The 25,904-nt window shown below is 56.4% G+C and carries 22 protein-coding genes; 6 read left to right on the plus strand and 16 right to left on the minus strand.

Annotated elements, in window-relative coordinates; genetic code table 11:
- Nucleotides 1-282 precede the first annotated feature (282 nt).
- The 3 genes from NFS22_RS11030 to NFS22_RS11040 all read right to left on the minus strand — a co-directional run bounded on the left by NFS22_RS11030 (nucleotide 283) and on the right by NFS22_RS11040 (nucleotide 2,194).
- Nucleotides 283-708, minus strand: a complete 426-nt coding sequence (locus NFS22_RS11030) for a hypothetical protein (protein ID WP_251317821.1) — start codon at nucleotides 706-708, stop codon at nucleotides 283-285.
- A gap of 9 nt (nucleotides 709-717) precedes the next feature.
- On the minus strand, nucleotides 718-1,602 hold the full coding sequence (locus NFS22_RS11035) for a hypothetical protein (RefSeq protein ID WP_251317822.1): 885 nt from the start codon (nucleotides 1,600-1,602) through the stop codon (nucleotides 718-720).
- A 70-nt stretch (nucleotides 1,603-1,672) separates the two neighbouring features.
- Complete coding sequence (locus tag NFS22_RS11040) at nucleotides 1,673-2,194, minus strand: RNA polymerase sigma factor (protein ID WP_251317823.1); 522 nt, start codon at nucleotides 2,192-2,194, stop codon at nucleotides 1,673-1,675.
- A 360-nt stretch (nucleotides 2,195-2,554) separates the two neighbouring features.
- On the opposite strand from NFS22_RS11040, the gene NFS22_RS23720 reads away from it, so the two are divergent.
- Entirely contained in the window at nucleotides 2,555-8,848 is a 6,294-nt protein-coding gene (locus NFS22_RS23720; RefSeq protein ID WP_277614764.1) for an S-layer homology domain-containing protein, read from the plus strand.
- A gap of 233 nt (nucleotides 8,849-9,081) precedes the next feature.
- On the opposite strand, the gene NFS22_RS11055 is transcribed toward NFS22_RS23720, so the two are convergent.
- The 8 genes from NFS22_RS11055 to NFS22_RS11090 form a co-directional block, all read right to left on the minus strand.
- Nucleotides 9,082-10,611, minus strand: a complete 1,530-nt coding sequence (locus NFS22_RS11055; RefSeq protein WP_251317824.1) for an oligosaccharide flippase family protein — start codon at nucleotides 10,609-10,611, stop codon at nucleotides 9,082-9,084.
- Nucleotides 10,612-10,728: 117 nt separating this feature from the next.
- Nucleotides 10,729-11,418, minus strand: coding sequence for an RraA family protein (locus tag NFS22_RS11060; protein ID WP_251317825.1), 690 nt, complete (start codon nucleotides 11,416-11,418; stop codon nucleotides 10,729-10,731).
- Nucleotides 11,419-11,494: 76 nt separating this feature from the next.
- A complete protein-coding gene (locus NFS22_RS11065) occupies nucleotides 11,495-12,511 on the minus strand; it encodes a TAXI family TRAP transporter solute-binding subunit (protein ID WP_251317826.1) in 1,017 nt (338 codons plus the stop codon).
- A 26-nt stretch (nucleotides 12,512-12,537) separates the two neighbouring features.
- Nucleotides 12,538-14,442 (minus strand): TRAP transporter permease, encoded by a 1,905-nt coding sequence (locus tag NFS22_RS11070; RefSeq protein ID WP_251317827.1) that lies wholly within the window; start codon nucleotides 14,440-14,442, stop codon nucleotides 12,538-12,540.
- A 2-nt stretch (nucleotides 14,443-14,444) separates the two neighbouring features.
- A complete protein-coding gene (locus tag NFS22_RS11075) occupies nucleotides 14,445-14,954 on the minus strand; it encodes a LeuD/DmdB family oxidoreductase small subunit (protein WP_251317828.1) in 510 nt (169 codons plus the stop codon).
- Nucleotides 14,941-16,209 (minus strand): aconitase/3-isopropylmalate dehydratase large subunit family protein, encoded by a 1,269-nt coding sequence (locus NFS22_RS11080; RefSeq protein WP_251317829.1) that lies wholly within the window; start codon nucleotides 16,207-16,209, stop codon nucleotides 14,941-14,943. Before NFS22_RS11080 ends, NFS22_RS11075 begins: the two co-directional genes overlap by 14 nt.
- 3 nt (nucleotides 16,210-16,212) lie before the next feature.
- On the minus strand, nucleotides 16,213-17,190 hold the full coding sequence (locus tag NFS22_RS11085; RefSeq protein WP_251317830.1) for a threonine ammonia-lyase: 978 nt from the start codon (nucleotides 17,188-17,190) through the stop codon (nucleotides 16,213-16,215).
- Between the two features lies 1 nt (nucleotide 17,191).
- Nucleotides 17,192-18,352: a pyridoxal-phosphate-dependent aminotransferase family protein gene (locus NFS22_RS11090; protein WP_251317831.1), complete on the minus strand. Its 1,161-nt coding sequence runs from the start codon at nucleotides 18,350-18,352 to the stop codon at nucleotides 17,192-17,194.
- Between the two features lie 267 nt (nucleotides 18,353-18,619).
- Here NFS22_RS11090 and NFS22_RS11095 point away from each other — a divergent pair, with 267 nt between their 5' ends.
- Nucleotides 18,620-19,351, plus strand: coding sequence for a GntR family transcriptional regulator (locus NFS22_RS11095; RefSeq protein WP_251317832.1), 732 nt, complete (start codon nucleotides 18,620-18,622; stop codon nucleotides 19,349-19,351).
- Nucleotides 19,352-19,397: 46 nt separating this feature from the next.
- Nucleotides 19,398-20,612: a diaminopropionate ammonia-lyase gene (gene dpaL, locus NFS22_RS11100; RefSeq protein WP_251317833.1), complete on the plus strand. Its 1,215-nt coding sequence runs from the start codon at nucleotides 19,398-19,400 to the stop codon at nucleotides 20,610-20,612.
- Nucleotides 20,613-20,723: 111 nt separating this feature from the next.
- Here the strand turns inward: dpaL and NFS22_RS23725 are convergent, their stop codons facing one another.
- The 5 genes from NFS22_RS23725 to NFS22_RS11120 form a co-directional block, all read right to left on the minus strand.
- Nucleotides 20,724-20,960 carry a DUF4368 domain-containing protein gene (locus NFS22_RS23725; RefSeq protein ID WP_277614765.1) on the minus strand — a complete coding sequence of 79 codons (237 nt, stop codon included), beginning with the start codon at nucleotides 20,958-20,960 and terminating at the stop codon, nucleotides 20,724-20,726.
- A 162-nt stretch (nucleotides 20,961-21,122) separates the two neighbouring features.
- Entirely contained in the window at nucleotides 21,123-21,368 is a 246-nt protein-coding gene (locus NFS22_RS24080) for a DUF4062 domain-containing protein (protein WP_420908864.1), read from the minus strand.
- Entirely contained in the window at nucleotides 21,329-22,042 is a 714-nt protein-coding gene (locus NFS22_RS11110; protein WP_251317835.1) for a virulence-associated E family protein, read from the minus strand. The genes NFS22_RS24080 and NFS22_RS11110 overlap by 40 nt, the downstream gene beginning before the upstream one ends.
- Nucleotides 22,039-22,230 (minus strand): hypothetical protein, encoded by a 192-nt coding sequence (locus NFS22_RS11115; protein WP_251317836.1) that lies wholly within the window; start codon nucleotides 22,228-22,230, stop codon nucleotides 22,039-22,041. Before NFS22_RS11115 ends, NFS22_RS11110 begins: the two co-directional genes overlap by 4 nt.
- 70 nt (nucleotides 22,231-22,300) lie before the next feature.
- On the minus strand, nucleotides 22,301-22,888 hold the full coding sequence (locus NFS22_RS11120; RefSeq protein WP_251317837.1) for a GNAT family N-acetyltransferase: 588 nt from the start codon (nucleotides 22,886-22,888) through the stop codon (nucleotides 22,301-22,303).
- Nucleotides 22,889-22,974: 86 nt separating this feature from the next.
- Between NFS22_RS11120 and NFS22_RS11125 the strand changes: the two genes are divergently transcribed.
- From NFS22_RS11125 to NFS22_RS11135, 3 genes are read left to right on the plus strand one after another with little or no spacing between them, the layout of a single operon-like run.
- Nucleotides 22,975-23,988 (plus strand): replication initiator protein A, encoded by a 1,014-nt coding sequence (locus tag NFS22_RS11125; RefSeq protein WP_251317838.1) that lies wholly within the window; start codon nucleotides 22,975-22,977, stop codon nucleotides 23,986-23,988.
- Nucleotides 23,989-23,990: 2 nt separating this feature from the next.
- On the plus strand, nucleotides 23,991-24,524 hold the full coding sequence (locus NFS22_RS11130) for a hypothetical protein (protein WP_251317839.1): 534 nt from the start codon (nucleotides 23,991-23,993) through the stop codon (nucleotides 24,522-24,524).
- Between the two features lie 27 nt (nucleotides 24,525-24,551).
- Nucleotides 24,552-25,808, plus strand: coding sequence for a hypothetical protein (locus tag NFS22_RS11135; RefSeq protein ID WP_251317840.1), 1,257 nt, complete (start codon nucleotides 24,552-24,554; stop codon nucleotides 25,806-25,808).
- Nucleotides 25,809-25,904 lie beyond the last annotated feature (96 nt).

Below are 25,904 nucleotides of genomic sequence, written 5' to 3' on the forward strand. Positions count from 1 at the left end.
CTTCCTACATTTTATCCCTCATTAACTTTGTGGCCTGTCTGGTAATGAAGACAGACAGGCCTCTTTTCGACAGGCTGAGCTCCAATGTAAAACATTGGAGCCCAGCTGTCTGAAAACGCTTGTCACGCATGGCAAAAGATTGCCGCAGACTGTCCGCCTGCGGCAAGGAGCGCGCTCTTCATCCACGGGCGGCCACAGGCCGCCCCTACTATGCACAGAAGCGCCGCATTCCCAGGATCGCAACCCTGTTATGCGGCACTTCTATCCATAGCATCTTTTCGGTTATTGACTGATCTCGTAAAAAGTCTGAGTTCTAGTATCCCGTCCCTTTGAGTTCTCAGAGAAAATGGTGACAACAATTTTGTAAGCTTCTCCACGTTCACTGCTGCAATGGATACTGTTTGTGTGCTCATAAGCATTTGTGCTACTCATACCAGAATAGTTTTCTAATTTGGTTTGAGAAGGTACAGGCACCCATGTGCTGTCTACCATCTTGTAAAGATAGATACTCTCACAGCCAAGCTTATCTACATATCCAGGACCGGTTACTGAAAAAATAACAGAAAAATAACCAGGATGTGGATTAACTTTCATACTATATATAGCAATTTGGTCACTAGCTCTGGATTCGACTGCACACACCGGGGTACATAAGGTGACCATAAAGACAATAGAAAGAATCATGGATAAAATTTTTTTAGTTTTCATGATTGCACCTCATTTGTTATACATTAATTCTATTATTTCTCGCAAATCAGAGATTGTCTTGTTTGTAACTATACTGCACTCAATAGTATTTATATACCATGCAACAGTATTGTTCCCGTTGTTTTCTAAATAATAGTGTTCAGTACTATTATATACTTCTGTACCTACTAGGGTATCGCTCTTTTCGTATCGATTAACTACATTATTGTTATCCCAATGTACACTGAATATATAATAATCATTGTCTCGTTGATACATTATTGAAAATTTTAGTGTATCTTCATCAGCAAAGTAATCCAAGGTTGGTTTTCCTGCCTCGAATCCTTCTGGAAACCTTGGAACGATCAACTCATACCCGAGTTCTTGCATGGCTTTTTGAAGTTCCTGAAACTCTTCGGGGATTTGTTCAGGGTTGGTTTGTGCTTTTGGTGGCATATAAAATCCAAACTGTTCTGCGGTCCAGCTGGCCAGCATTTGGACAATGTTGTGGTAACCGAAAACGGGCACGCATGTTATTGCGACCAGGAGGCACAGGCTTGCGGCGATTAAAAGGGGTATGCGAAAGGTTTTGGATTTTTTATGCTTTTGGGTTTGCTTTGGGGTTTCAGTCTGAAAAAAATTTTCTTCGCCGGAGTAATAAATGGAATTTGTCCTGCCCTTTTCCAGGATATAGAAGGACCTAAACTCCTCCCAAGCCTTTTCGGTGTCCAGAGGTTGATAATCCGGCTGGGCCTGCTCTTTTTTGTGCATCACCTCCATAATTGCCATAATATAATCAACATCAGGAGAACTCCCGTCCGACGCAATAAAATCTTGCTGGAGCAGTGCCTCCAAGTCTGGAATGCTCTTATTTTCCAGATCGTACGGCAAAATCTTATCATCTTTGCCTGCCATATGCCAAAACCTCCTTCTATAATTATAATGACCGTTCAGCGCCAAAAGTTTACACAGCAAAAAAATTTTTTTATTCTTTCAGCTGTTCCTGCATTTTCTGTTTGATTCTATGTACCCGAACGCCCAGCGCTGATTTTGTAAGGCCTGTCTCCTGGCACAGCTCCTGATAAGAGTATCCCCCTACATAGTGCTTATACAGCAGATCAAAATCCTTTTTTGAAACCAGGCCCTCCAGCTCCAGCCTCAGTTCCAGATTATCATAGGGATCGGCGGGCTGATGGTAGAACTTTTCGTACTGAACCAGCCGCTTGATCCACTTGTTTTCCTCTCTCAATATCTCTTTGGCTTTATATTGAAGGGTCGAATACATCCAAGCCACTCGATTTTCTTTGGATAAGACCTCTTCTCTGCGCTCCCAAGCCAGGGCAAAGGTCTCTTGGACCACATCTTCGGCCCTGTTTAGCACATGAAGCGCGTCATTTCTGATTTTCAAATATGAGGCTGCACATCGGACCAGTTTTGGATATTCAGCATCATAAATTCCCCGGATTATCGCCTCTGCTTCCTGATCTATGCTTGTCCAAGTTCCCATTTCATTTCGCCACCTTTTTCTTCTTCATAAAATGTGTACTATGGCATAGCGCCCGTCAGCAAATAATCCGCGCCGCCTTCCGCCGCGCCGGAATTCGACAGGTTAAGTCATAATTCTCACCCCGCTTCCATTTATCGACGATATTTCTATTATACTTCAGCTGGAAAATAAAAACAATGTATTGTCTGATACAAGTGGTATAATTTTTTTCGTTTTGTCCCCACGGACGGCACAGCGCCGGGAAGAAAATTGTTGTTTCAGCAGTGGACAATTTCCTAATCCGGTGGTAAAATTGAAAATAATAAGCTGGGGATTTGCGTGCTGGACGCCGGTTTCCCCATGAGTTTGGGAGGTTATCGTATGAAACGCAGAGTGCTGAGTCTCATGATTACACTGGCTCTGTGCCTGAACCTGTGCCCCGTATGGGTATTGGCCGCCGGCGACGACATCTATCAAATATATACGCTGGACGCGGATAAGACCTATGATGCTCCAAATGAGATATCCAGGCCCATGACCTTTGATACGAATGGGTTTACCCTGTCCGCGCCGAATTCCAGCGCACTGCGGGTCATTGAAAATGGCGTGCTGACGCTGAAGGGTACAGTGGTATCCAACAAAGGCCCCGCCGTGGAGGTTGTGGAGGGCGGCTCCCTGATTATCTCGGACCCGGGCACGTCCATCAGCGGCACAACGTGCGCTCTGTACGTCTACACCGGCGCTGATGTAGAGCTCTCCGCCGGCACATATACCGGGAAGAGCAGGGCGATCCGGATAGAGACGGGTAATTATGACGACCTGCTGGCCCCGGGCTATGCCTATTTCGACACCGATGGCAATCTCCTGACGGACATATCGAGTGTCAGAACAGTGGTGGTAGACCGGTGGATGGACCAGCCTGCGCTTGAATGGGCCGTAACCGGCCCTGTAACCGTGCCCTATACCGGCAGCCCGGTGACAAAAGACCAGCTGCCTGTTAAGATCGAAGGAACGAAGGGTACAGATTTGAGTGCCAAGCTTGCTGCCTACCTTCAATATTCCTACCAGGAGCAGGGGAGCACCACCTATATAGACGGCCTGCCCACAAACGCCGGTACATATAATGTTATGGTCACCCTCCCGGAACGGCCGGGGGAATATTATGCGGCCACCAGTGACCCGATCACGCTGGTAATCAGCAAAATCAGCCCGATTGTCACCGCCCCCTCTGCCCTGACTCTGACTTACAATGGCAGCCCCCAGGAGTTGGTTTCCGCAGGCACGCTGCATGGCGCGGCGGCCCGTGACGGCGTAGAAATCCAATACGCGACGCAGGAGCAGGGGCCCTACTCCACAAGTATTCCCACCGGCCTCGACGCAGGGGATTACAATGTTTGGTATCAGACGGCTGAAACTGACAATTATGAAGCTGTCGGTCCAACTAAGGTCAGTGGTACTACTACAACAATCCAGCCCAAGGACATCCAGCCCACGATTGAGCTGTCGAAATCGTCCTATCTGTACGACGGTACAAAGCATGAGCCGGAGGTCACAGTCAAGGACGGAAAAACCATCATTGACAAGGACCAGTATGCTATTGCGTGGGATAACGATCTGACATCCGCCGGTACCCATACGGTGACGGTTTCTCAAATCTCCAAGAAAAACTACACATTCCAGGATGTAACCGCTCAAGTTGAGATCGTCAAGGCGGCCCAGGGAGGACTGACCATTATCGGCCAGCCCGAGCATGTCTACTACGGCGGCACGATCACAACACTGCGCACCATCGGCGGCACCGGAGACGGGACGGTAACCTGGAGCATTACAGGCAGCTCCACCATTGACGCGGACACAGGTGTGTTCACCGTCACAGACACCGGCTCCATCACCGTCACGGCGGAGCGGGCCGTCCCCAACTATGGAACGGTCAGCGATACCTGGACCTTTACCGTGGAGCCCAAGCCGGTCACGGCAGAGGTGACGATTGCGGCAAAGAACTACGACGGCACCCCGGACATTGCCCCTGGGGATATCACAGCAGTTGTGAAGACCGGCGATCTGGTGGACCCAAGCGACGCCGTCCAGATCAACGGCCTGAAAGGCACCTACGACAACGCCAACGCCGGTACGGGTAAGACGGTCATGCTGGACGATAGCAATGTGACCCCAAACTGGGATACCACCAAGTACGCCGTCAGCATTCCCGCCGCCGCAAAGGCGGATATCAAGCCCAGGCAAGTTGCCGTGACGGTCACCCTGTCCGACCACGATTTGATGATTGATAAGTCCACCAATCCCCCGAAATACTCCTACGCCTACGATGGTAACGAGAAGACCCCCACTGTTACGGTGAAGGCGAACGACGACAACGCCACGCTGGCGGCCAGCGACTACACTGTAAGCTACAGCAACAACAAGAACCAGGGCACCGCTGCTGTCATCGTGAAGTGCGCGGCGGGCGGAAACTACACCTTTAATGACGAGAGGGTGCCCTTTGAGATCATGGGTACCGCCGCACAGTTGATTTCTTCCCCACAGGCCAAGATTCTGACCTATAACGGGGCGGCTCAGGACCTGGTGACGGTAGGTGTTGCCACCGGCGGCACAGTGGTGTATTCCCTGTCGAAGATAGACCCAGACGACCCGAAGACCTACTCGGAGACCATCCCCCAGAAAACCAACGCGGGCACATACACCGTATATTATATGGTAAAGGGTGACGGCAACCACGACGACACCGGGTCTGGCCAGGTGTCCGTGACCATCAGCCCCAAGGAGATTACTCCGAAAATCACGCTGAGCCCGGGTCCCTATGTGTACAGCGGATCTGCCCACAAGCCCACCGTCACCGTGGAGGACGGAACAGATCGTATTGACACAAGCGAGTATGCCGTATTTTACCGCGACAACATCAACGCCGGTACGGCGACGGTGATGATCAGCGACGCCAACGGCGGCAACTACATTGTCAAGGGTACGGCCTACTTCACCATTACAAAGGCCCCCGCTTCGTTTATTGCAACCCCGGTGGAAAACCCCGGCCTGCAATATACCGGCGCGCCCCAGGACCTGGTCAAGGCGGGCGGTTCCGACCACGGCACTGTGGTCTACTCGGTGGGCGGCGGGAATTATTCCGCCACGATTCCAACCGGAACTGCGGTGGGGACGTACACCATTGATTACAAGGTGCTGGGCGACGCCAACCACAGCGACACCACTCCCGGCCATCTGACAGTGAGCATTAGCAAAAAAACGGTGAATGACCCCACCATCTCGCTGTCCAAGGATACCCTGAAGTACGATGGCACTGCGCAGAAGCCTGATATTACTGTCTATGATAACGGCCGCTTGATTCCCCAATATGAGTATAAAGTAGATATTAAGGGTACAAATGGCAGTACCGGTATGGTGGATGTGGACACTTACACTGTCACAATTACTGCGGCGGACAACTCCAATTATGTTTTCACCGGCAAGAACACCCGGACCTATCAAATTGTACCGGCAGATCAGGAGACTATTTCCATCACCGGCACCCAGGCCAGGGTTTACTACGGCGACGTAATCCAGCTGGGCACCACAGGCGGCACCGGCAGCGGGACCGTTACCTGGATAGTCACAGATGCCAACGGCAATCCGGTCAACAGCACCATCACCACAGGCGGACTGCTCACCGTGCGCGACGTGGGCGGCTCCATCATCGTGACGGCGGAGCGCTCTATGGGCGGCAACTACGACGACATATCCGCCGCCTGGGAGTTCAGCGCGGCCAAAAAGCCGGTAACGGCGGTGGTAACCGCCAGCGACCGGGACTATAGAGCGGGTGACAGTACCGCCGCAGTGACCGCCGCAGTCCCCAACAGCGAGCTGGTGCCCGGCGATTCCATTGCGATCAAAGATGTAACCGGCACATTCAGCGACGCCAACGTGGGCACGGACAAAAAGGTGACCATCATCTCCTCAAGTGCCTCCGTCAGCGGCACAAACGAGGAGAAATATGATATCACCTATCCCGCCGCCGCCACTGCGTCCATTTTCGCTGTGCCCGCCGCTGTGGAAAATGGTAATGAGCCCCAGGCGGTGCCCAGCCTGAAATACGACGCCAGCCAGGCCCAGGCGCTGGTCACGGCGGGGACGCCCACCGGCGGCGATATGGTCTACTCTCTGGACGGTACCAATTTTACATTGTCCATCCCCACCGGTAAGGAGGCCAAAGCCTACACAGTCTACTTTAGGGTCCGGGGCGACAGCAATCATACGGACAGCCCCGTTGGCAGCGTGCAGGTGACGATTGCCCGGCAGACTGTAACAACGCCTCAGATCGAGCTGAGTCCTCCCGGAGCCCAGTATGACGGCCAGGTGAAGCAGCCCAAGGTCATCCTCCGGGACAGCGCCAACAACGTGATCCCCGCCACGGAGTATATGGTCACATATGTTTCAGACAACGGCGAAAATTGGACTGACCAGGGCAACTACACCGTCAAGGTCGAGAACATCACAGGCGGCAACTATATGGTTGCGGATGCCCAAGCGATCTTCACCATCAGCACCACGGCTCAGGCCCCGTTGGAGATTACCGACAAGCCCGGCCTTGTCTACTACGGCGACACCTTTACCCTGAGTGTGAGGGGCGGCTCCGGCAGCGGGACGGTCACCTGGAGCAGCAACAATACAGCCGTTGCAGATGTAGACAGCAACGGCCTTGTCACCATCAAGGGCACAGGTTCCGCCACGATTAAGGCGAAGAGGACGGGCGACCTCAACTACGACACGCAGGAGGCCGCCTATCCTCTCAACGCGCTGAAAAAGCCGGTTACGCCGATTGTAACCGCTGATGACAAGTTTTATGATACGAAAACTGATGCGGTCCTGCGTGCGGTTTGGGGATCCGGCGATCTGGTGGGTAATGATAATATTGCGCTCACGATAGGAGTTGGGACCTTCGAGACGCCTGATGTCGGCACAGGCAAGCAGGTGACGTTCCAGCCGGGGACCGCTGTGGGCGATACCGGCAATTACATCATTACCTGGCCCACCAGCGCAACCGCATCTATTAACAGGACGTTTGTGGAGCTGGACAATAAACCGGAGAAAAAAACAGACCTGGTTTACACCGGGAGCTCGCTGCCTCTAATTACCGGCGGCAGCACAAAAGCCGGTATCGGCACGATTGAGTACAGCCTGAAACAGTACGGCGAGTATTCGAGCGACATTCCCACCGCTGTCGAGGCCGGTACCTACAGCGTCTGGTACAAGGTAGAGGACGACAGAAACTACGTGGGTATCCCCGCAACGGAAATTGAAGTGGAAATTGCGCCAGCGCCTTCGGGCGGCGGCACGGAAACCACGCCGCCGGATACCAGTGACAACACCGACACTACACCGCCGGATACCGGCGACAACACAGGGACTACGCCGCCGGATAGCAGCGGCAGCACAGGGACCACGCCGCCGGATAGCAGCGGCAGCACAGGGACCACGCCGCCAGATACCGGCGACGGCACCGAGACCACGCCGCCGGATAGCAGCGGCAGCACAGGCGGCAGTTCCACTCCCGGAAGCAGCAGCTCAGGCACAAGCAGCGCTCCGTACACAGGAACAGCCACCACTCCCACCCGGACAACTGTTCAGAACGGCACGGCGAGCACCGTTGTGAGCGTTGCAGACGGCAGCAGGCTGGTGAGAGAGGCGGCCGCGAATCAGAGCGAGAGCATTGTCATCAAACCGGAGATCACCAGCGACGTGACCAAAACGGAAGTTACCATCCCGGCCTCGACGGTAAGCCAGATCGGGAACCAGACCAGCGCGGCGCTCACCATCTCCACCCCCGTTGCCGGCGTGACCATCCCCAACGAGGCGCTGGACACCCTGTCCGGCCCAGGGGGCTCCGTCAGCGTGGTGACCGAGCAGACGGACCAGGCGGTTGTGCTGACTCTGACCGCCGGCGGCGAGAATGTGGAGAGCCTTCCCGGCGGCCTGACCCTTACCGTCCCGGTGGAGGACGCCGGTCCCGGCACCGTAGCGGTGCTGGTCCATGAAGACGGCACCCGGGAGACCATCCGGAAGAGTATGGTGGAAGATGGCAGCCTCAGCATTCCCCTAAACGGTTCCGCCACGGTGGAGATTGTGGACAACAGCAAGGACTTTGATGACGTGCCGTCCACAAGCTGGGCGGCGGACGCGGTGGCCTTCGCCAGTGCCCACGAGCTGTTCAGCGGCACCGGTGAGACCACCTTCAGCCCGGACCAGGCCATGAGCCGCGGAATGCTGGCAGCTGTGCTTTACAGTCTGGAGGGCTGTCCGGAGCAGGAGCCGACAAGTGAGTTTGATGATGTCAGCGGCGGCGCCTGGTATGCTGACAGTATCGCCTGGGCCACAGAAAACGGCATCACAAGCGGCTATGGCAACGGACAGTTCGGCCCCGACGACAGCATCACTCGGGAACAATTTGTGGTTATGCTCTGGAAGTACGCAGGCAGTCCCGCGCCCAGCGGCCAGACCCTCGACTTTGCGGACGCAGACCAAGCCAGCGGCTTCGCCCTGGATGCGCTGTGCTGGGCCGTAGAAAACGGTATTTTAAGCGGCTGCAACGAAGATCAGCTCGCCCCTGATGGAACAGCGACCCGTGCCCAGGCGGCGCAAATGCTGAAAAACTTTATGGAAAACACCTGATATAAGAGATTTTCAACCAGATTCCCCTTCAATCGGACAACGTGTAAAGACCGCCCTGTGCCAAACCCGGCACAGGGCGGCTGATCTGTCTGAACACAAAAAACCGCCTCAAATGAGGCGGAAGAGGCCAGCGGGCCCGCCGAGGACGGCGGCCCCTGCAAATCATCTGTTGGGGCCGGCCAGTGGTCGACCCGGCTGTCAGGATTTTTGATGTTCGCTATAGTCAATATGTATTACCAATCCAGCCGCAGGGTCTCCCAGACCTTGACTCCCTGGGCCTGGAGGGCGGCCAGGTACAGAATCAGCGCAAAGAGTACTGTTCCCAGTCCGGCGGAGACAGGGGAAAGACCGCTGTCCTTCAAGACCCGGAACAGAAGGTTTCCTGTCAGCCCGGCCAGCAGGGCGGACAGGCCAGGGGCGGCCATCCACTGGAAGGGCTGTATTTCCAGACCGGTAGCCCGTACGGTCTGCCACAGGCACAGCCCCAGCTCCAGGGCGGTGGACACCACCGCACCGGCCACATAGCCCCCCATTCCAACTCCGGGCAGGGGGACCAGAGCCAGGGTAAATCCCAGCTGTACCGCCCCTCCCAGCAGGGAAATGGCGGCCACCGTCCGCTGGCGGCCTATGCCGTTGAGGGAGGAGGCCAGCACAGAGGTGCCGCAGCTCATAGCCATGACGCAGGCCAGAGGGATGAGATAGTCCCCCACGCCGTCCTGATGGAACATAGCCCGCCCCAGGTCGGGGCCTACCACCACCATCAGCGCCATGCAGGGCAGTGTGAGCAGTGACACCGCCGAGATAGCCTGGGACACCAGCCGCCGGGCCTCGGCGGGCCGGTTCAGGGCACAGGCCCGGGACAGCCGGGGGACCAGCACCAGGTTCAGCGCCCCCAGAAACACAATGGGCAGAGACAGCATGGGCATGGTCATCCCGCACACCACCCCGAACCGGGACACGGCGGCAGACCGGTCAACGCCCCCTTCCACCAGCTTTTGGGGGATGAGGGCGGAATTGGCCGCCCCCAGCAGATTGCCCAGCAGGGCGTTCAGACCCACAGGCAGGGCGATGGAAAAAATGCGTCTTCGGCGCACCCGCCCCTCCTCTCCCCGTCCGGTGAGCGCCCCCCGCCGGCGGCGGTAGAGGATTACCAGGGTGCAGGAGGAAAATATTTCACAGATGACCATCCCGCCAACAATCAGGCCCACCACCCGCTCCGGGTACTGGGGCAGAAACATCATCAGCAGGGCAATCACCGCAAAGGTGCGGACAAACTGCTCCAGCAGCTCCACGATAGCCGGGGGGCGCACAATCCCGGAGCCATAGAAGAAGTGCTTGTGGCAGTTCTCCACTCCGGTAAGGGCCACGCAGGGGATGAGAAGAATCAGCCCCAACTGGGTCCGGGCATCCCCAAGAAGGTATACAGAGATGGCGTCGGAATCCAGAATCACCGCGGTTCCAATGGGCAGCAGCAGCAAGAAAAATATGCGCAGACAGGTGGAGATGGTCTGGTCCGCCGCCTTGCGGTTGCCCAGAGCCAGGTGCTGAGAGGTGAGGTTGGACACCGCCGAGGTCAGCCCCACAGCGGTGAGGGACAAAATCACCGAGTACACCGGCATGATAAGCTGATACAGCCCCATTACCTCCGCCCCCACCAGCCGGGACAGCACCACCCGGTAGAAAAAGCCCAGCAGCTGGGAGACGGCGCTCAGCGCCGTAAGGAACAGCGCGCCCTTCCCGGCGGACAGCATTTTTTCAGACAAAGCAATCCCCCCTCCTGACAATCTATTCAGGAGGGGGAGAGTTTATCCATCCTCAAAGGGTAAAAGTCCTGTCCATACAGTCACTGCGGTTATTTCTGTGTGGTTTTCATCATATCTCTATTGGATAATCCCCTTTGCACGCATGATTTCGTCTAATCCGCCCTTTACATACTGTCCGGCGGCAATTTCCTTGCGGCGTTTGGCCTCAATCGCCAGCTTTTTGTCAGCCCCGGCAATTACAGCCTCCACATCATCCTGCGGTACCACCACCACGCCGTTATCATCGCCCATAACCAGGTCACCCGGGTTTACAACCACACCGCCGCAGGCAATGGGGAAATTGACCTCACCGGGACCGTCCTTGTCCCCCGCGCCGCACACAGTTCCCCGGGCAAACACAGGCATGCCGATTTCCCGAAGGGTCTCAATGTCCCGCACCGTACCGTCTACCACAAGGCCAGCCACCTCCAGCTTGGCCATACAGCTCACCATCAGGTCGCCGCATACGGCGTAGGCGTTGCAGCCCTGTGTCTCCACAACCAGAACATCCCCCGGCTGGACCATAGAAATGGCCTTGTGGAGCATAAAATTGTCTCCTGACCGCACCTTTACCGTAACGGCAGGACCGGCAAACCTGGAACTGGGAAACATCTGGCGGATACCGCAGTCCATAGTATACAGCTTATCCATCCCGTCTGAGATGTTGCAGGTTGAGTAATCTAAAAGTTTTTTTGCCCACTTGGGCTCCGGACGGCGAATCTCCTGTGTATAGCGAAATCCAATTCGGCCAACAAATGTTTTGTTCATGTTGATTTCCTCTCAAAATTGAAGTAGTGCCGGGAGCGCGTTTTTCAGTACGCGCTCCCGCAATAAAGCGTTTTACTTACAGTACCCCGACTTCCTTATAATATTTCTCCGCGCCGGGGTGGAGCGGAGCGATGCACGCATCCACCACGTTGGCGGGGTCCAGGTCCGTAAAGAAGCTGTGAGCTTTTACCAGACTCTCCTTGCCCTCCATAATAGACTTTACAATGCCATAGGCGGTATCGTCGTCCATGCTGGCATTGCAGAACACGGTGGTCCACAGACCTACTGTAACAGCTTCACCAGTTTGGCCGGAGTAGGTCTCCGCCGGAATCACCATGCGGGAGTACTCGGGAGAGCCTTCTGTAATTGTGCTGACCTGCTCGTCAGTCAGGCTCAGCAGTACCCAGTCGGACCCGTCGCCATAGATGTCGGCAATCCAGGAAGCGCCCAGACCGGTGGCGTCCAGAATGGCGTCCACCTGGCCGGTCTTCATCCGGGAGGAGGCCTGGACACGGCTGCCGCTGTACTCCAGCTTCACATCATCCAGCGGGATGCCCAGCATAGGCAGTAGCTTCATGGTTGCCAGTTCCACGCCGTCCCCCGGGGCCAGGCATTCAAATTTCGCGCCTGTCAGGTCGGTGATGTCCTTGGCGTTCAGGCCCTTGCGAACCAGAATGTGCACTGGAGTGGCGCTGTAATTAAACAGTGTGCGTACGTCCGCAGTGGCGGCTCCTTCAAAGCTGTCGCTTCCGTTGATGCCGGAGGCCACGGCGCTGGCCTGGGCCATGCCGATGTCCAGCTCGCCGTCGTTCACGGCGCCGACGTTATACACGCTGCCGCCAGTGGCCTGCGCGGTAACCGCCAGACCGGTACCGTCCATAATAACTGATGCGGCGGCGGCTCCCATTGTGAAGAAGTTGCCGCCCAGACTGGCAGTTCCCAGGCTCAGCGTCCTGCCTGAGGTGGGCTGGACGGGCTGCTGAGTCTGGCTGCCGGAAGGCGTTGAGGCGCTGCCCGGTGCGGGACTGCCTCCACAGGAGGCCAGGCTTAGGGACAGGGCGAAAGACAGCAGCAGTGCGGTGATTTTTTTCATGTTTTTTTCCTCCGATATTGTAAAATTTAAGGACTCGCAGTTTTTTTGCTATGAACGGCCACAGCCACAACCGCGGTTACGGCCGCGGCCAGAGCCAGACCGATCAGAGAGACAACTACATTGGGCCAGATTAACAGCAGTGCAATCACAGCAAAGGCCGCGCGCAGTCCGGGCCCCACAGGCTTGAACATGGCCCCTTCAATAGCGGCGCACAGGAATACCAGCCCCACTCCCGTTACAAAGAAGCCGAACAGTGTGGCGGCCACATTTACATCCCCTGTCAGCAGCAAATCGGGGGTGTAGATGAAAACAAACGGAACGATAAATCCGGCTACGGCCAGCCGCATGGAAAGAAAACCGATTTTGTTGGGATTTCCTCCGGAAAGGCCGGCGGCGGTATAGGCCCCGGTGGCTACCGGAGGCGTAATGGTAGACATACAGCCGTAGTAAAATACAAACAGGTGGGCATACAAATCGCTGATCCCCACAAGGGTGAGGGCCGGTGCGGCACTGATGCTGGCCAGCACATAGGCGGCAGAGGTGGGCAGTCCCATGCCCAGGACCATAGCCACCAGCATGGTCATAAACAAAGTAAACAGTTTGATTCCGCCTGTAATCTGAAAAATAATACGGGCAATGGTCATCGTAATTCCCGTAAGGGAGAAGGTGCCCACCACGATACCTACCACGGCGGTGGCGGTGCCCAAAGTCATGGCCGTTCTGGCGGCGGTGTAGAGGATGCGGGCCAGCTTGTCCAGGTTCAGGCGGGTCTCTTTCCGCAGCATAGACAGCGCCAGTGCTGTTACAATGCCGCCCCAGAAGGCCGCGAAGGTGGGGGTGTAATTCATCACAAGCAGGACCACAATTCCCACCATGGGCAGCAGAAGGTAGGAGCGCTTCAGCAAGTCGATCCAGGCCTTTTTGTCATCACCGCTGCTGCTCAGATTCAGGCGGACCGCCCGGAAGTGAACGGTGGAAAATACACTGACATAGTACAATACCGCCGGGAGGATGGCCGCTACTGCCAACTGGATGTAGGGAATCCCCAGGGTATCGGCAAGCATAAAAGCGGTGGCTCCCATCACAGGCGGGAGAATCTGTCCGCCCGCTGAGGCGGCGCACTCCACCGCGCCGGAAAAGTTGCTGTCGTAACCCACCCGCTTCATCAGCGGAATGGTAAACGCGCCGGTGGTGGCCACATTGGCAGAGGTCTCGCCGCTGACCATGCCCATCAGACTGCTGGAAATAACCGCAACCTTGGCGGGACCGCCCCGGGAACTGCCGGCGATGGCGTTGGCCAGGTCATAGAAATAGTCAGAGATGCCTACTTCTTGAAGGATGGCTCCAAAGATGACAAAGACCACGATTGTCTCCGCCGACACCCCCAGAGCAAAGCCGAATACCCCTTCGCCCCCCAGGACAAGGTGGTTGATGAGCCGTTTCAGGCTGTAGCCGGTAGTGGCCAGCATGCCGGAAAGGTGCTGCCCAAAAAAGGCATAGGCCAGCACAATCAGCGACAGCACACTCAACCCCGGGCTGACCACCCTTCGGGCCCCCTCATACATGAGAATCAGAACCAGAATGCCCAGCACCACGTCAATATCGGCACAGCGGCCTCCCATTTTAATCAGGGAGTCGTACCGTACAAACATCCCAATAAATACGCCCGCGGCTACCGCAGCCAGCAGCCAGTCAAATATTCCGATCCGGTCCTGCCGGCACCTGCGCAGTACAGGGGTCAGCAGAAAAATCATCACCAGGGCAAACCCCAAATGGACAATGCGCACCTTGTGAGGCACCATATAGATCATCTGTGCGGCAATCAGAATTTGATACAGCATCCAGACAATTCCCACCGCAGCAGCCGCCTTCTGCGAGGGGCCGGTCAACGCCTTTCGCAGACTTTGACGGCTGACCTTTTTCTCTTCCACAGTCAACAACCCTCCTTTTTGTTTTTTTGCCGGACATATTCAATCAGCCCGCCGCTGAGGATAATCTCCTCCAGCTCTCTGCGAAGGCCAGGGCATCGGACCGCCAGTCCCGTGTCCAGGTCCTGCGTCAAAATGCCCTGTTCATCCACAGTGACCCGAAGCCTGTCCCCCTCTCGGATGGAGCTGGTATCCAGCTCCACAATGAGAATTCCGTTGTTGACAGCGTTGCGGTAGTAACTGCGGGCAAAGGACTTGGCCAGGATTACCGGGATCTGACTGCCCCGAACCACCTGAGCCGCCACCTCCATGGCGGAGCCGCATCCAAAGTTTTCTCCGGCAACCAGGATGGAAGTGCCGTGCAGCTCCCGGGAAAATCCGGGGCGAATATCTTCCATCAGATACTGCTTTAAAATCTCAACATCCAAAGTGTCCCGTTTGCGGCGGGAGGAGATGATATAGTCTGTGTTGATATCGTCACCAAAGCAAAAGGCGGTCCCTTCAAATTGAGTCACAGCTTATCAACTCCTTTGGATCAGTAAATTTGCCGGTCAGCGCCGCTGCCGCGGCGACCACAGGGGACCCCAGATAGATGTTGGCAGCGGTATTGCCCATACGGCCCAAAAAATTTCGGTTTGCGGTGGACAACACAGTAAATCCGTCTCTGGGAACGCCGGGACTGCTGCCGCAGCAGGGTCCGCAGCCGGGCGGGAGGATGGCAGCTCCCCGGGACAGCAGCTGCGCTGTAATCCCCTCCTCTGTCATAGCCAGGTATACAGCGCGGGAGGCGGGCACAACCAGGGTTTCCACCTGAAATTGCCCCGGAACCTGCTTCAAAAGCCGGTGCACATTGCGAAAGTCCTCCAGCCGGCCGTTGGTGCAGGTGCCCAGCATCACCATATCCACCGGTCTGCCCGCCAGCTCAGACAGCTCCACCCCGTTGGCCACCCCGTGGGGGCAGGCGACAATGTGCCCTACCTGGGACAGATCCACAGTAAGCCGCTGGCAGTAGTGCGCATCGTCATCCGGAAACACAGCTCCATCGGTACACAGCCCTCTCTCCCGGCAATACTGCTCCGCCGCCTGGTCAAAGGGCATAATGGCACACTTGGCACAGCACTCCGCCATCATATTGCAGATGGTCTTTCTGTCGTCCATTGTGAGGTGAGCCAGCCCTGCTCCGCCGAACTCAATCGCCTTGTAATTTCCGCCATTGGCCCCCAGCTGCCGGATCAGCCACAGCGCCGCCTCTTTTCCGCCGACCATCTGTGCGGGCCTGCCGGTGAAGTCGATGCGTATGGTCTCCGGAACTTTAAACCACAGCTCACCGCTCTGGAATACCATGGCCATGTCAGAGGAGCCGATTCCAATTCCAAGGCAGTTCAGGTAGCCATAGGTAGTACTGTGGGAGTCGCCGCCCACAATCAGCCGGCCCGGCTGGACATAGCCCCGCTCATCAAATACCTGATGGGCGATCCCCTCTCCCCCTCTGCACACTGGGATGCCATACTGTTCACTGAAATCAAATACACTTTGCTGGAGTTTGGCCACTTTACTGTCCGGACAGGGGACATAGTGGTCCAGAATAAAGGCGATCCGCTCCGGATAGGGGACATGGCTGGCCTTCATCTTGTGAAAAATCTCAATGGTGAGGGGGCCGGAGGCGTCGTTAGACATGGCGGCGTCCACCTGCGCCATAATCACATCCCCGGCTTTCACATCGGCGCCCGTTTTCCGGGAAAAAATCTTCTCTGCGCTGGTCTTTCCCATCTGTCATCCCTCCTGAAAACCAGTTCCGCAGCGGAGCGCGCGCTCCAGCACGGCCAGATCGTTGTTTCCGCCGGTAAGGACAAAGCAGACCTTGTCCTCAGGCCGGACTGGAAGCTTGCCCTCCATAGCCGCCGCAATCCCCAAAACTGAGGAGGGTTCGGCCACCAGCTTGGCCTCGGCCACGCAGAGGGCTACGGCACTTTGAATGGATGTCTCCTCCGCTTGAAACAGGCCGTCCACCCGCTGGCGGATCAGCTCAAAATTACCGGCGTCCGCATGGCTGCACCAGGTGCCGTCCGCGATGGTGTACCCGGTCTGGATGGTGAGGGCTTTTCCCGCTTCCAGGCTTTTGGCATAGCGGGGAGCCTGAGCCGGTTCTGCGCCGAATACCCGGATGGATGGCTGAATGGCCTTGGCCGCCGTAGCTGTGCCGGAGATCAATCCGCCGCCCCCTACCGGGGTGACGATGGCGGTCAGCTCCGGCTCATCCTCCAAAACCTCCAGGGCAATGGTCCCCTGTCCGGCCAGAACATAGAAGTCGGCGTGGGAGTGGACCAGCACATAGCCCTCCTCTTTGGCCAGTTGCCTGGCTTTTGCGGTACGCTCCCCGGTTTGGGTTCCGCAGAAGAGAACCTTGGCCCCCAGTTTGCGGATGCCCTCCAGCTTGGCGGGATTGGGGTTTTCAGGCATGATGACTGTCGCGTCAATGCCCAGACATTGGGCCACATAGGCCACCGCTTTGGCGTGGTTCCCGGAAGAGGCGGTGACCACACCTCTGCCCCGCTCCTCTTCCGTGAGCAAGGTCATGCGGCTGGAGGCCCCCCGCACCTTAAAAGAGCCCGTCCGCTGCAGCATTTCCGGCTTTAAATAGACCTGACAGCCCAGCCAGGCATCCAAAGCCGGCGCACGGAGCAGCGGGGTCCGGACTGCAAAGGGCCGAATGCGCTCCCGCGCCTGTTGTACATCCTTCCAACTCAGCATTTCAGCTGTCCTCTCCGGCCAGGAATGCGCTCAGTCCGGCTCCGGGCGCTTCCTTCCAGCCCAAGTCCGCCATGGCGGCCTCCAAAACCGCGATGCACTGGAGCATGTCCTCCATGTAACAATAGCCCATGTGGGCAATTCGGATGGTCTTTCCCGCCTGTTCACCCAGGCCGCCACCGATTTGAATATGATACCGCTTCCGCATATGGGCCACCAGCGCGCTGGCATCCAGGCCGTCAGGGGGCGCCGCTACCGTCAGAGAGTCGCTGCGGAAGGCACAGTTCTTTGGAAACAGCTGAAAGCCCATGGCCTCCAGTGCAGCCCTGGTCCGGCGGGCCAGATCGTGGTGCCGGGCAAAGACCTGTTCCACCCCCTCTTCCTGTATCATTTTCACAGCCTCATGGACCGCCAGCACCAGACTGACTGGAGTGGAACCGGGGGTCTGGCCGTTTTTCTCCAGATTTTTTCTGATGCTTTTAAAGTCGATATAGAAGTCATGGGACTCTATAGCGGCGCAGGCTCTTTCCGCCTTTTCGCTCAGCACACAAAAGCTCATCCCGGCCGGGGACATCAATCCCTTTTGGGAGGCGGTCACAACGGCGTCCACACCCCACTCGTCAAATTGGAAGGGGGCGCACCCCGCCGCGCTGACACAGTCTACAATCAACATCAGGTCATACCTTCTGGCCAGCTTTCCAATCTCCCAGATGGGGTTGACCAGGCCGTTGGAGGTATCGTTATGGACTACAGTGATGGCGGTGGCCTTGTGCAGGCGGATCAGCCGCTCCAACTCCTCCAGGTCCACGTTGTCGCTCCAGCCCTCCCAGCAGCGGACGCAGGGGATGTGGTTGCGTTCCATCATTTTGGCCGCCATAGCCCCAAAACTGCCGTTACAGATGGCAATAGCCTTGTCCTCCGGCGTCAGAATATTGTTGATAACCCCTTCCATTGCTCCCCGTCCGGTGGTGTGGACCGGGTATACCTGGCGCTGTGTGCCAAAAACAGGCTTCATCAGTTCCAGGGTCTCGGTCAGAATTTGGGCAAATTCATCTACCCGATGGTGGTAGCATGCTTGAATTGATGCCAATGAGACCCGGTTTGGAATGTTGACCGGTCCGGGGGTAAAGAGTTTGTTTGGGCGGCCATATTCTTGTGCGGTCATAAATGTGCCTCCTTCATCCATTGCGGTTTGCATAGTGCCTGGTTCTATATTGCATACTAAAATCATACAAAATTGCATGCAATTTATGAATTTAAAATATCACACTCCTGCGCGGTTGTCAAGGAAAAACAAAAATATCGACATATTATACATCAAACTCGTTCATTTTTTGGTCAACATGCCAATCCCGGCTGGATTTGCCTTTCCGACCGTTTCATGTTATGATAAAAAAGTATAACTCTATTTTTACTCAAAGGGAGAGGTTCTATGTCCAATGTGCGGGCTTCCAGTGAGGTAGAAAAGATTTTTAATGAATTGCAGCGGCAAATTATCTTAGGTGAGCTTCCACCGGGGCACCGGCTGGTGGAGGCACAGATCGCGGCCCAATTCGGCGTAAGCCGCACCCCTGCAAGATTGGCAATCGAGCGGCTGTCCGCCGCAGGCCTGGTAAAGCATGAGACAAACCGCGGCGCAACGGTCCATCAGCTGAGCTTTGAAGAGTTAAGGGAGCTGCTCCACATCCGTCAGATTAATGAGGGGCTTACCGCCTTTATGGCGGCAAAAAAATGCGCCCCGGAGGATGCGGCATGCCTGTATGGAATATTGGATCAAATGCGGCTGGCGTTGCAGGACGGCAATGTGAGCTCCTACTCCATGCTCAGCACCCAGCTCCATGACCAGATCATGCATGTTGCGCAAAACCATTTTCTGGCCGATTTTGTTCTGCGGATCTATATGATTACCTCCCCTTATCATATGGCAATCACCTCGCTGCCAAACCGGGCGGAGCAGTCCTTTCGGGAGCACAGCGCGATTGTGGACGCAATCGCCGCAAATGACGGAGAGGCCGCAAATCAGGCCATGATTCAACACATTCAGATCATCTCAAAATTTTTTGATGACGAATACAGCCGGGTATATTTTCAATACCACAACATGTGTACACAGGCCAATCCAGACCTGAAAAAGGCGGCCAGGTCTGCCCAGGGCAATCCATAACCAACATTCACTTTGAAATTATTGCGAGGAAATGGAGGAGTTGCAGATGGAAGCAATCAGATGGACTCTGAATCAAATGCCAAAAGGTGACGGCCGGTGGGTGAGCGTGATGTCACAAGAGCATGTGGCAAAGGCCCGGGCGTTTCACCGGAGTTTTCCTCAGTATACGGTCACACCGCTGACCGGACTGCCGCAAATGGCCCGGCATCTGGGCCTGGGCGGTCTGTACGTCAAAGATGAGAGCTTCCGCTTCGGCCTAAACGCCTTTAAGGTGCTGGGCGGTTCCTTCGCCATAGCCCGGTACATCGCCGGGGAGCTGGGAAAGGATGTGTCAGAGCTGAGCTACAGCTACCTGACCAGCCCGGATTTCCGCCGGGACTTCGGCCAGGCCACCTTCTTCACCGCCACCGATGGCAACCATGGCCGGGGAGTGGCCTGGGCGGCCAGCAAGCTGGGGCAGAAGGCGGTGATCCACATGCCCAAGGGCAGCGCCAAAAGCCGCTTTGATAATATCGCCAAGGAGGGCGCTCAGGTGACCATTGAGGAGGTCAACTACGACGACTGCGTCCGCATGGCCGCCGCCGAGGCCGCCCAGACGGAACACGGCGTGGTGGTACAGGACACCGCCTGGGAGGGCTATGAGGAAATTCCCTCCTGGATCATGCAGGGCTATGGGACCATGGTGGGGGAGGCCGCTGAGCAGCTGGGTGAGAAGCCCACTCATGTGTTCGTTCAGGCGGGTGTAGGCTCCCTGGCCGGGGCTGTGGTGGGATACTTTGTCAATCTGTACCCCGACAATCCGCCCAAATTCATCGTTATGGAGGCCCAGGCTGCGGACTGCCACTACCAGGGAGCTCTGGTCGGGGACGGCAAGCCCCGGATGGTAGGGGGCGACCTGCGGACCATCATGGCCGGCCTGGCCTGCGGTGAGCCTAACACCATCTCCTGGGATATCCTCCGGGACTATGCAGACGCTTTTGTCTCCTGTCCCGACTGGGTGAGCGCCAAGGGAATACGGATGCTGGCCGCACCGGTGAAGGGGGATACCGCAATGACCTCCGGCGAGTCCGGAGCGGTAGGTATGGGCCTGATCTCCACCCTTATGGAGGACGGTTCCTATCAGGAACTGTGCCAGGCCTTGGAACTGAACCAAACCAGTCGGGTCCTCATGTTCTCTACCGAGGGGGACACCGACCCGGAACAATACCGTAAAATTGTCTGGGGCGGGGAGTATCCATCGGTGTATAGCCGCCGCAGTTGAATGAGCCCATAAATAAATCGGACTGCCCACAGGGAGTGCTCCATTAAGAAGTGCTCCCCGTGGGCAGCTTAACAAGTACAATTTTACTCTATTTGGATGGCGTAGCTGCGGCTACGCTGTCTTTTTCCTGCGTTTCTGCATGACTCTGTAGTAGATCAGGTATTCCCGGTCCAGTTCCTCCAGGCCGGATGCTACCCATAGGCCGACGGTGTTGTAGTGGATGTCCATCCGCTGATACCGCTTGCCATCCACCTTATCGGGCTTGGATACTACGATTTTATCAATAAATCCGTAGACAATCTCAGGAATCAGCCTGGTCAGCCGGGTGATCTGTTTGATCCTTTGGATAAACCTATTTTATCACCCTCCATCCGGCCTGTTTGGAGAAATCCGTTTTCAATAACTTCTCTGTGGACACCGAGAGCGAGAATTTCAAGGAGCTTTTGAACTCCGTGAAGCTGGTAGGCATCAAAGACCCGGTGCTGGCGCGGTTTAACCCGGAGGGCAAGCTCACCATTTCCGTTGCGGCGGAAATGTCCGCGCTGAAGCCCAAGACCCAGGAGTCCGTGCTGCATCAGTTACGCTACCATAGCGACACCCTACAACCAAAACAAATATATCAGCCCGCTCATCAACCACTCGTAGACAGTTGTTCAATGTGCCAATATTGGGGTCCAAAGGAAATGTAGAATATTCGGAAAGCAAAATGTTGTAACCTAATTGATCCTCGAAGAAGCCCTTAATATCTGTCCTGATTTGCTTGAGATCATAGCAGGTTGAACTAAGGCGTTCAGGCTCATTTGCTCTTTTTTCAAAGTGCTGTCCAGCTTTCCCAGCTCCGTGATCCAGCCGCTGAGGGCGGTTATCAGGCTGTCTTTACTCCCCATATCCACCACAGCGCCCTCCACAAACCAGCGGGGGAAGGGAGACATGATACGGAAGAAAGAGGTCTTGGCAAGCCCCTGGGGGCCTTGCAGGACAAGAACACCATCGACTCCAATGGGATTGTCCTCTCGATTGAGCCCGAGCGCCACACACTGGCAAAACCACTTCGCTATGTAGGTTTGGTGCTTGAAGTTGGTGACGCCCAAAATCCGGAAAATCTCCGGGAAACGATCCTCACCGTCCCAGGTGCCGCCGGTCAGATATGTTTTGACCGGGTTGTACCGGTTCTGGTCTGCGATGCAGCTCAGGCACCCGTCAATGGCATTTGGGGTGACGCCCAGCTCCCGGAGGGCGGTATTGACACTTTCAACACTGACCCGCCTCTCTGGCTCCGCCTGTTTCCGAGTGGAAAGAGATTCCCCACGCTCCACCATGCGGCGGGCGTTGACGGTAATCTCCTCCAGAGAATGCCCATCCGCCAACAGGCTTTGAATCTCCTCCAGGGGAACGCCATGCTCAACAAGGAATGAAATGTTGTCCCTCAATGGCTGTCACCCCCGAAAATGGCGTCCACCCCGCACCGCTCCACCAGATACCGGGCTATGGCGTCGGCAGGAATGTCGGCATACTCCGCCGCCATCATGACCGGCTCACTGCTGCCATGATAGACGGTGTAAGTAGCGGACACGGGGACACGGCATAAAATGCCCCAGGCCAGGACGGCCCAGGGCATTGACAAAATCAAGATATGCGGTTATACTGAGAATAGAAAGGGCGCTGCCGGTAAGCGGGTGGCCCCCTAGTTAGACGATTGAAGTAACCGCCGGGTTGGGGAACCGAGGGCGGTTACTTCTTTTTATTGGCCGCAATAAAGAGGCCGATAATGCCGATGATGACAAGTGAGTACTGGAACAGTTCACTGTATGTGACCATTGGGCAAGCCCCCCTTTCGTGAGATCAGAGGGCAAAGAAGCTGCCCTCTGTCGAGAGGGCCAACCGCCTACCGTTACTAGCAGCGCTGAAAGATAATGAAAAGCATACTTAATTACAGTGCGACCCGCCTCTGTCGCATATCCTTTTCCCCAGAACTTCGGTAGCAGGTGAAACCCTATCTCGTATTGTTTTTCTTTGTACGGTCTTAATCCACAGCAGCCGATCAAGTCATTAGAATCCAAATCAAAAATTGGCCAGTATTGTACTTGATACTTGCTTTCATTTGCAATTTCCATTTCCAAACGGCTTTCAATATCTTCCTCTATGAAACGGCCACTAGCACAAATAAACTTTGTCACATTCGGATTTCCCCACAGATTTCTTGCCAACTCAATATCTTCCGATCTCCACTTGGAGAAGCCAATTCTATTAGTTTTCATAAAATATGTTCGTTGCACTTGATATCCCTCCAAACCGCGATTTTGTCATTTTGATTTTATCACATACAATAATCCACTTCAAGAAAAACAGGAGGTGACCCCGAATGAGGGCCGCACAGATGAAAGAACGCCCCAGCTTCTCCCTGATGAAGCAGGGGGACGTGCAAACCATATACCACATGCAGATGCCCCGTTGGCTGTTCTCTGATCCCCGGTATGCGGACATGAGCCTGGACGCCAAGGTGACTTACACCTTCCTGCTCAACCGCTTCCAGCTCTCCCGCAGGAACGGCTGGGTCAACGACTACGGCGAGGTCTTTGTCATCTTCCCCCGGAAGGAGTTGGCCCGGGAGCTGCGGGTGGGAGAAAAGCGGGTGACGGCGGCCTTTCAGACCTTGGCCTCGCTCAACCTGATCTGGGAGAAGCGGTGTGGCCGAGGTGACGCCAATCAGATTTATCTGGCTCACGTTCAGCCCCAGGACGATCCCAGCTATACCTGCGCCCCCTTCGTCCCGGAGGAGCCTGACTATGACGGTTCAAGAACCGCCGATTTGACGGGTCAGCCAACCGCCGATTACAGTGCGGGTGCAGAAGAACCGCCAAAACCGCCAGTCCAGAACCGCCAATCTGACGTTTCAAGAACCGCCGGAATGACGGTTGCAGAACCGCCAAAACAGCGGTCAAGTTATAATAATCTCAGTCATATTGATTCCAGCTATACTGATGTCAGTCAGCCAGTCAGCGCAGGAGGCGCGGGCGGACAGACAGACGATGAGGGAGAGCTCATGGGCATTTTGGACGCCTGTGAGCTTTCGTGTTTCTCTCCGGAGGTGGCCCGGGTGTTTGAAAACGCCATAGAGCGGCTTTTCTACCTGGATCACTTCCGTGTGGGCGGGGCCACCCTGCCTCAGAAGCGTGTGCGGGCCAGGCTGAAGCTGCTGGATGGGATGATCCTGCGGGACGCGGAGCGCAAGCTGCGGGCCAACCTGGACCGGGAGGTCAAGAACTCCACCGCCTACACCATGGCGACCATCTTCAACTGCATCGCTGAAAGCGAGAGCGACCTGCTGGTGGATCCGGAGCTTAACCGCATGAGCGCCCCGCCGGGGAGGTGGTAACTGTGCTTTTGTCCAATCAGCAGAAATACATCCTGGAGGTCCTGCGCAAGCTGGGCTGTGTCAGAACCAGTCAGCTCCAAGCCCTAGTGCGGGGGAAATTTCAGCGCCCAGACTTTGAAATCGGCGATGCCCGTATGACTGCCATGCTGCGGCAGCTCCGCTCCGGGTTGGGGGACTTCCACTTGGACGGCGGCTTTGTCTACCTGGCCCGGGGCCAGCCCGACACCCTTCGGCTGGAGGCCATCGACGTCATGCTGGAGCTGAGCGAGGGCGCACCCCAGGACTTCATCGTGAAGGTGGACAGCCCCCGGCTGCTCCGCTTCGGTCTGGGTGGGGACAAGCTGAAGCTGTTCTCCGTGGCCAGGCTGTCCCATGTCTCCGATCCCCGGCTCATCCAGCGGGAGCGGTCGGAGCGCATTGTCTGGATCAGCGACAGCGGCACGCCTCCGGAGGGACTGGCCTTGCCGCCCAAGCACTTTTTTGCCGCCCGGCAGTCGGACGGCTCACATTGCTTTTATGGCTCCAATGGGCCGTAAAAAATACATTTTCAGGAGGAAAAAGTTATGCCTAGAAAGAAAGTTGTTCCCGAGGAACCCGAGCAGGTCAATGACATGGAGCTGGAGCCCCAGGTCCCGGAGGAGGTCGTGGAGAGCTTGGACCAGCCGCCCGCTGATGTCCCCCAGGAGGACGCGACTCCGCACGCTGACGGCGAGGAGGTCACTCTGCCTGAGTCGCCGCCCCAGGACACGGACACGACCTCTGTGGAGGGCTTGGAGATTGAGCAGGGAGAGGGAACGGATAACCCGCCTGAGCCGTCCTCGGAGGAGTCTGCGGATGTCCCGGAGGAACCCTCCGTCATGAGGCCCTTCTGGATGGAGCCCAGTTCCCCGTCGTCCCCACCGCCCGACCCGGAGCCGGTCCCGCCCCAGAAGAGCGACCGGCAGAGCTTCTACGGCCTGGACTTCAACGCCCTGGACCGTGGCCTGACGGCGGAGGAGCGCCAGGAGTGGAACTCCATCTACGCCTCTTACCGAGGCCGCAGCGCCCTCACTGGCACCATCATCGGCGTGGACCCCCTCCACATCAGCGTCCGAAACAAAGAGACCGGAGCGATGGAGAAAAAGACCATGTACTGCGCCATCGTGGTGCCCTTCCGGGTGCGGGTGGTCATCCCCGACACCGAGATGTGGGAGCAGGAGCAGGCCCGGCCCGACTTCGTGCTCCAGAACATGGTGGGGGCGACCATCGACTTCATCATCATCAAGGTGGACAGGGAGAACGGCGTGGCGGTGGCCTCCCGGCGCATGGCCGCCCGGTCCCAGCGGTATTTCTTCGCCCACCGTCCCGGCCTGAACCGAACCGGCGCCCAGGTCAAGTGCCGGGTGCTGTCGGTGGGGCCCCGGCGGTGCCTGGTGGAGTGCTACGGCCATGACATCAATCTGACCCAGCGAGAGTTGCGGTACACCGCCATCCCTGACCTGCGGGAGGAGTACCACCCCGGCGAGGAGCTGGACTGTGTTGTCACCGGCTTTGACCCGGAGAAGGACAGTCTCCAGATTTCGGTGAAGGCCACCCAGTCCAACCCCTTTGACGGCGCGGAGCAGCGCCACCCCGTGGGCAGCCGCCGGTACGCCACCATCGCCGGGAAGTACGGCGGAGGTGTGTTCTGCAATCTGCCCGACGGCACCGTCTGTATGTGCAGCTATTCCTACCAGCACGAGGATTCTGATTTCATGGTGGGCGACACCGTGATCGTCCTGGTCCAGCGTTTTGAGGAAAAGAAGCGCCAGATGTACGGCAAGATCGTGAGTAAGTGGTAATGATATGGCCCCACAGCGTTTCACTTTTGCGCTGTGGGGCCGTTTTATCACATGTATTATCCCTTTAATTTGTAATCTACCGCAATGGAGTAGTAG

The sequence above is a fragment of the Flintibacter muris genome (assembly GCF_943192995.1).
GTDB classification, from domain to species: Bacteria; Bacillota; Clostridia; order Oscillospirales; family Oscillospiraceae; genus Lawsonibacter; species Lawsonibacter muris.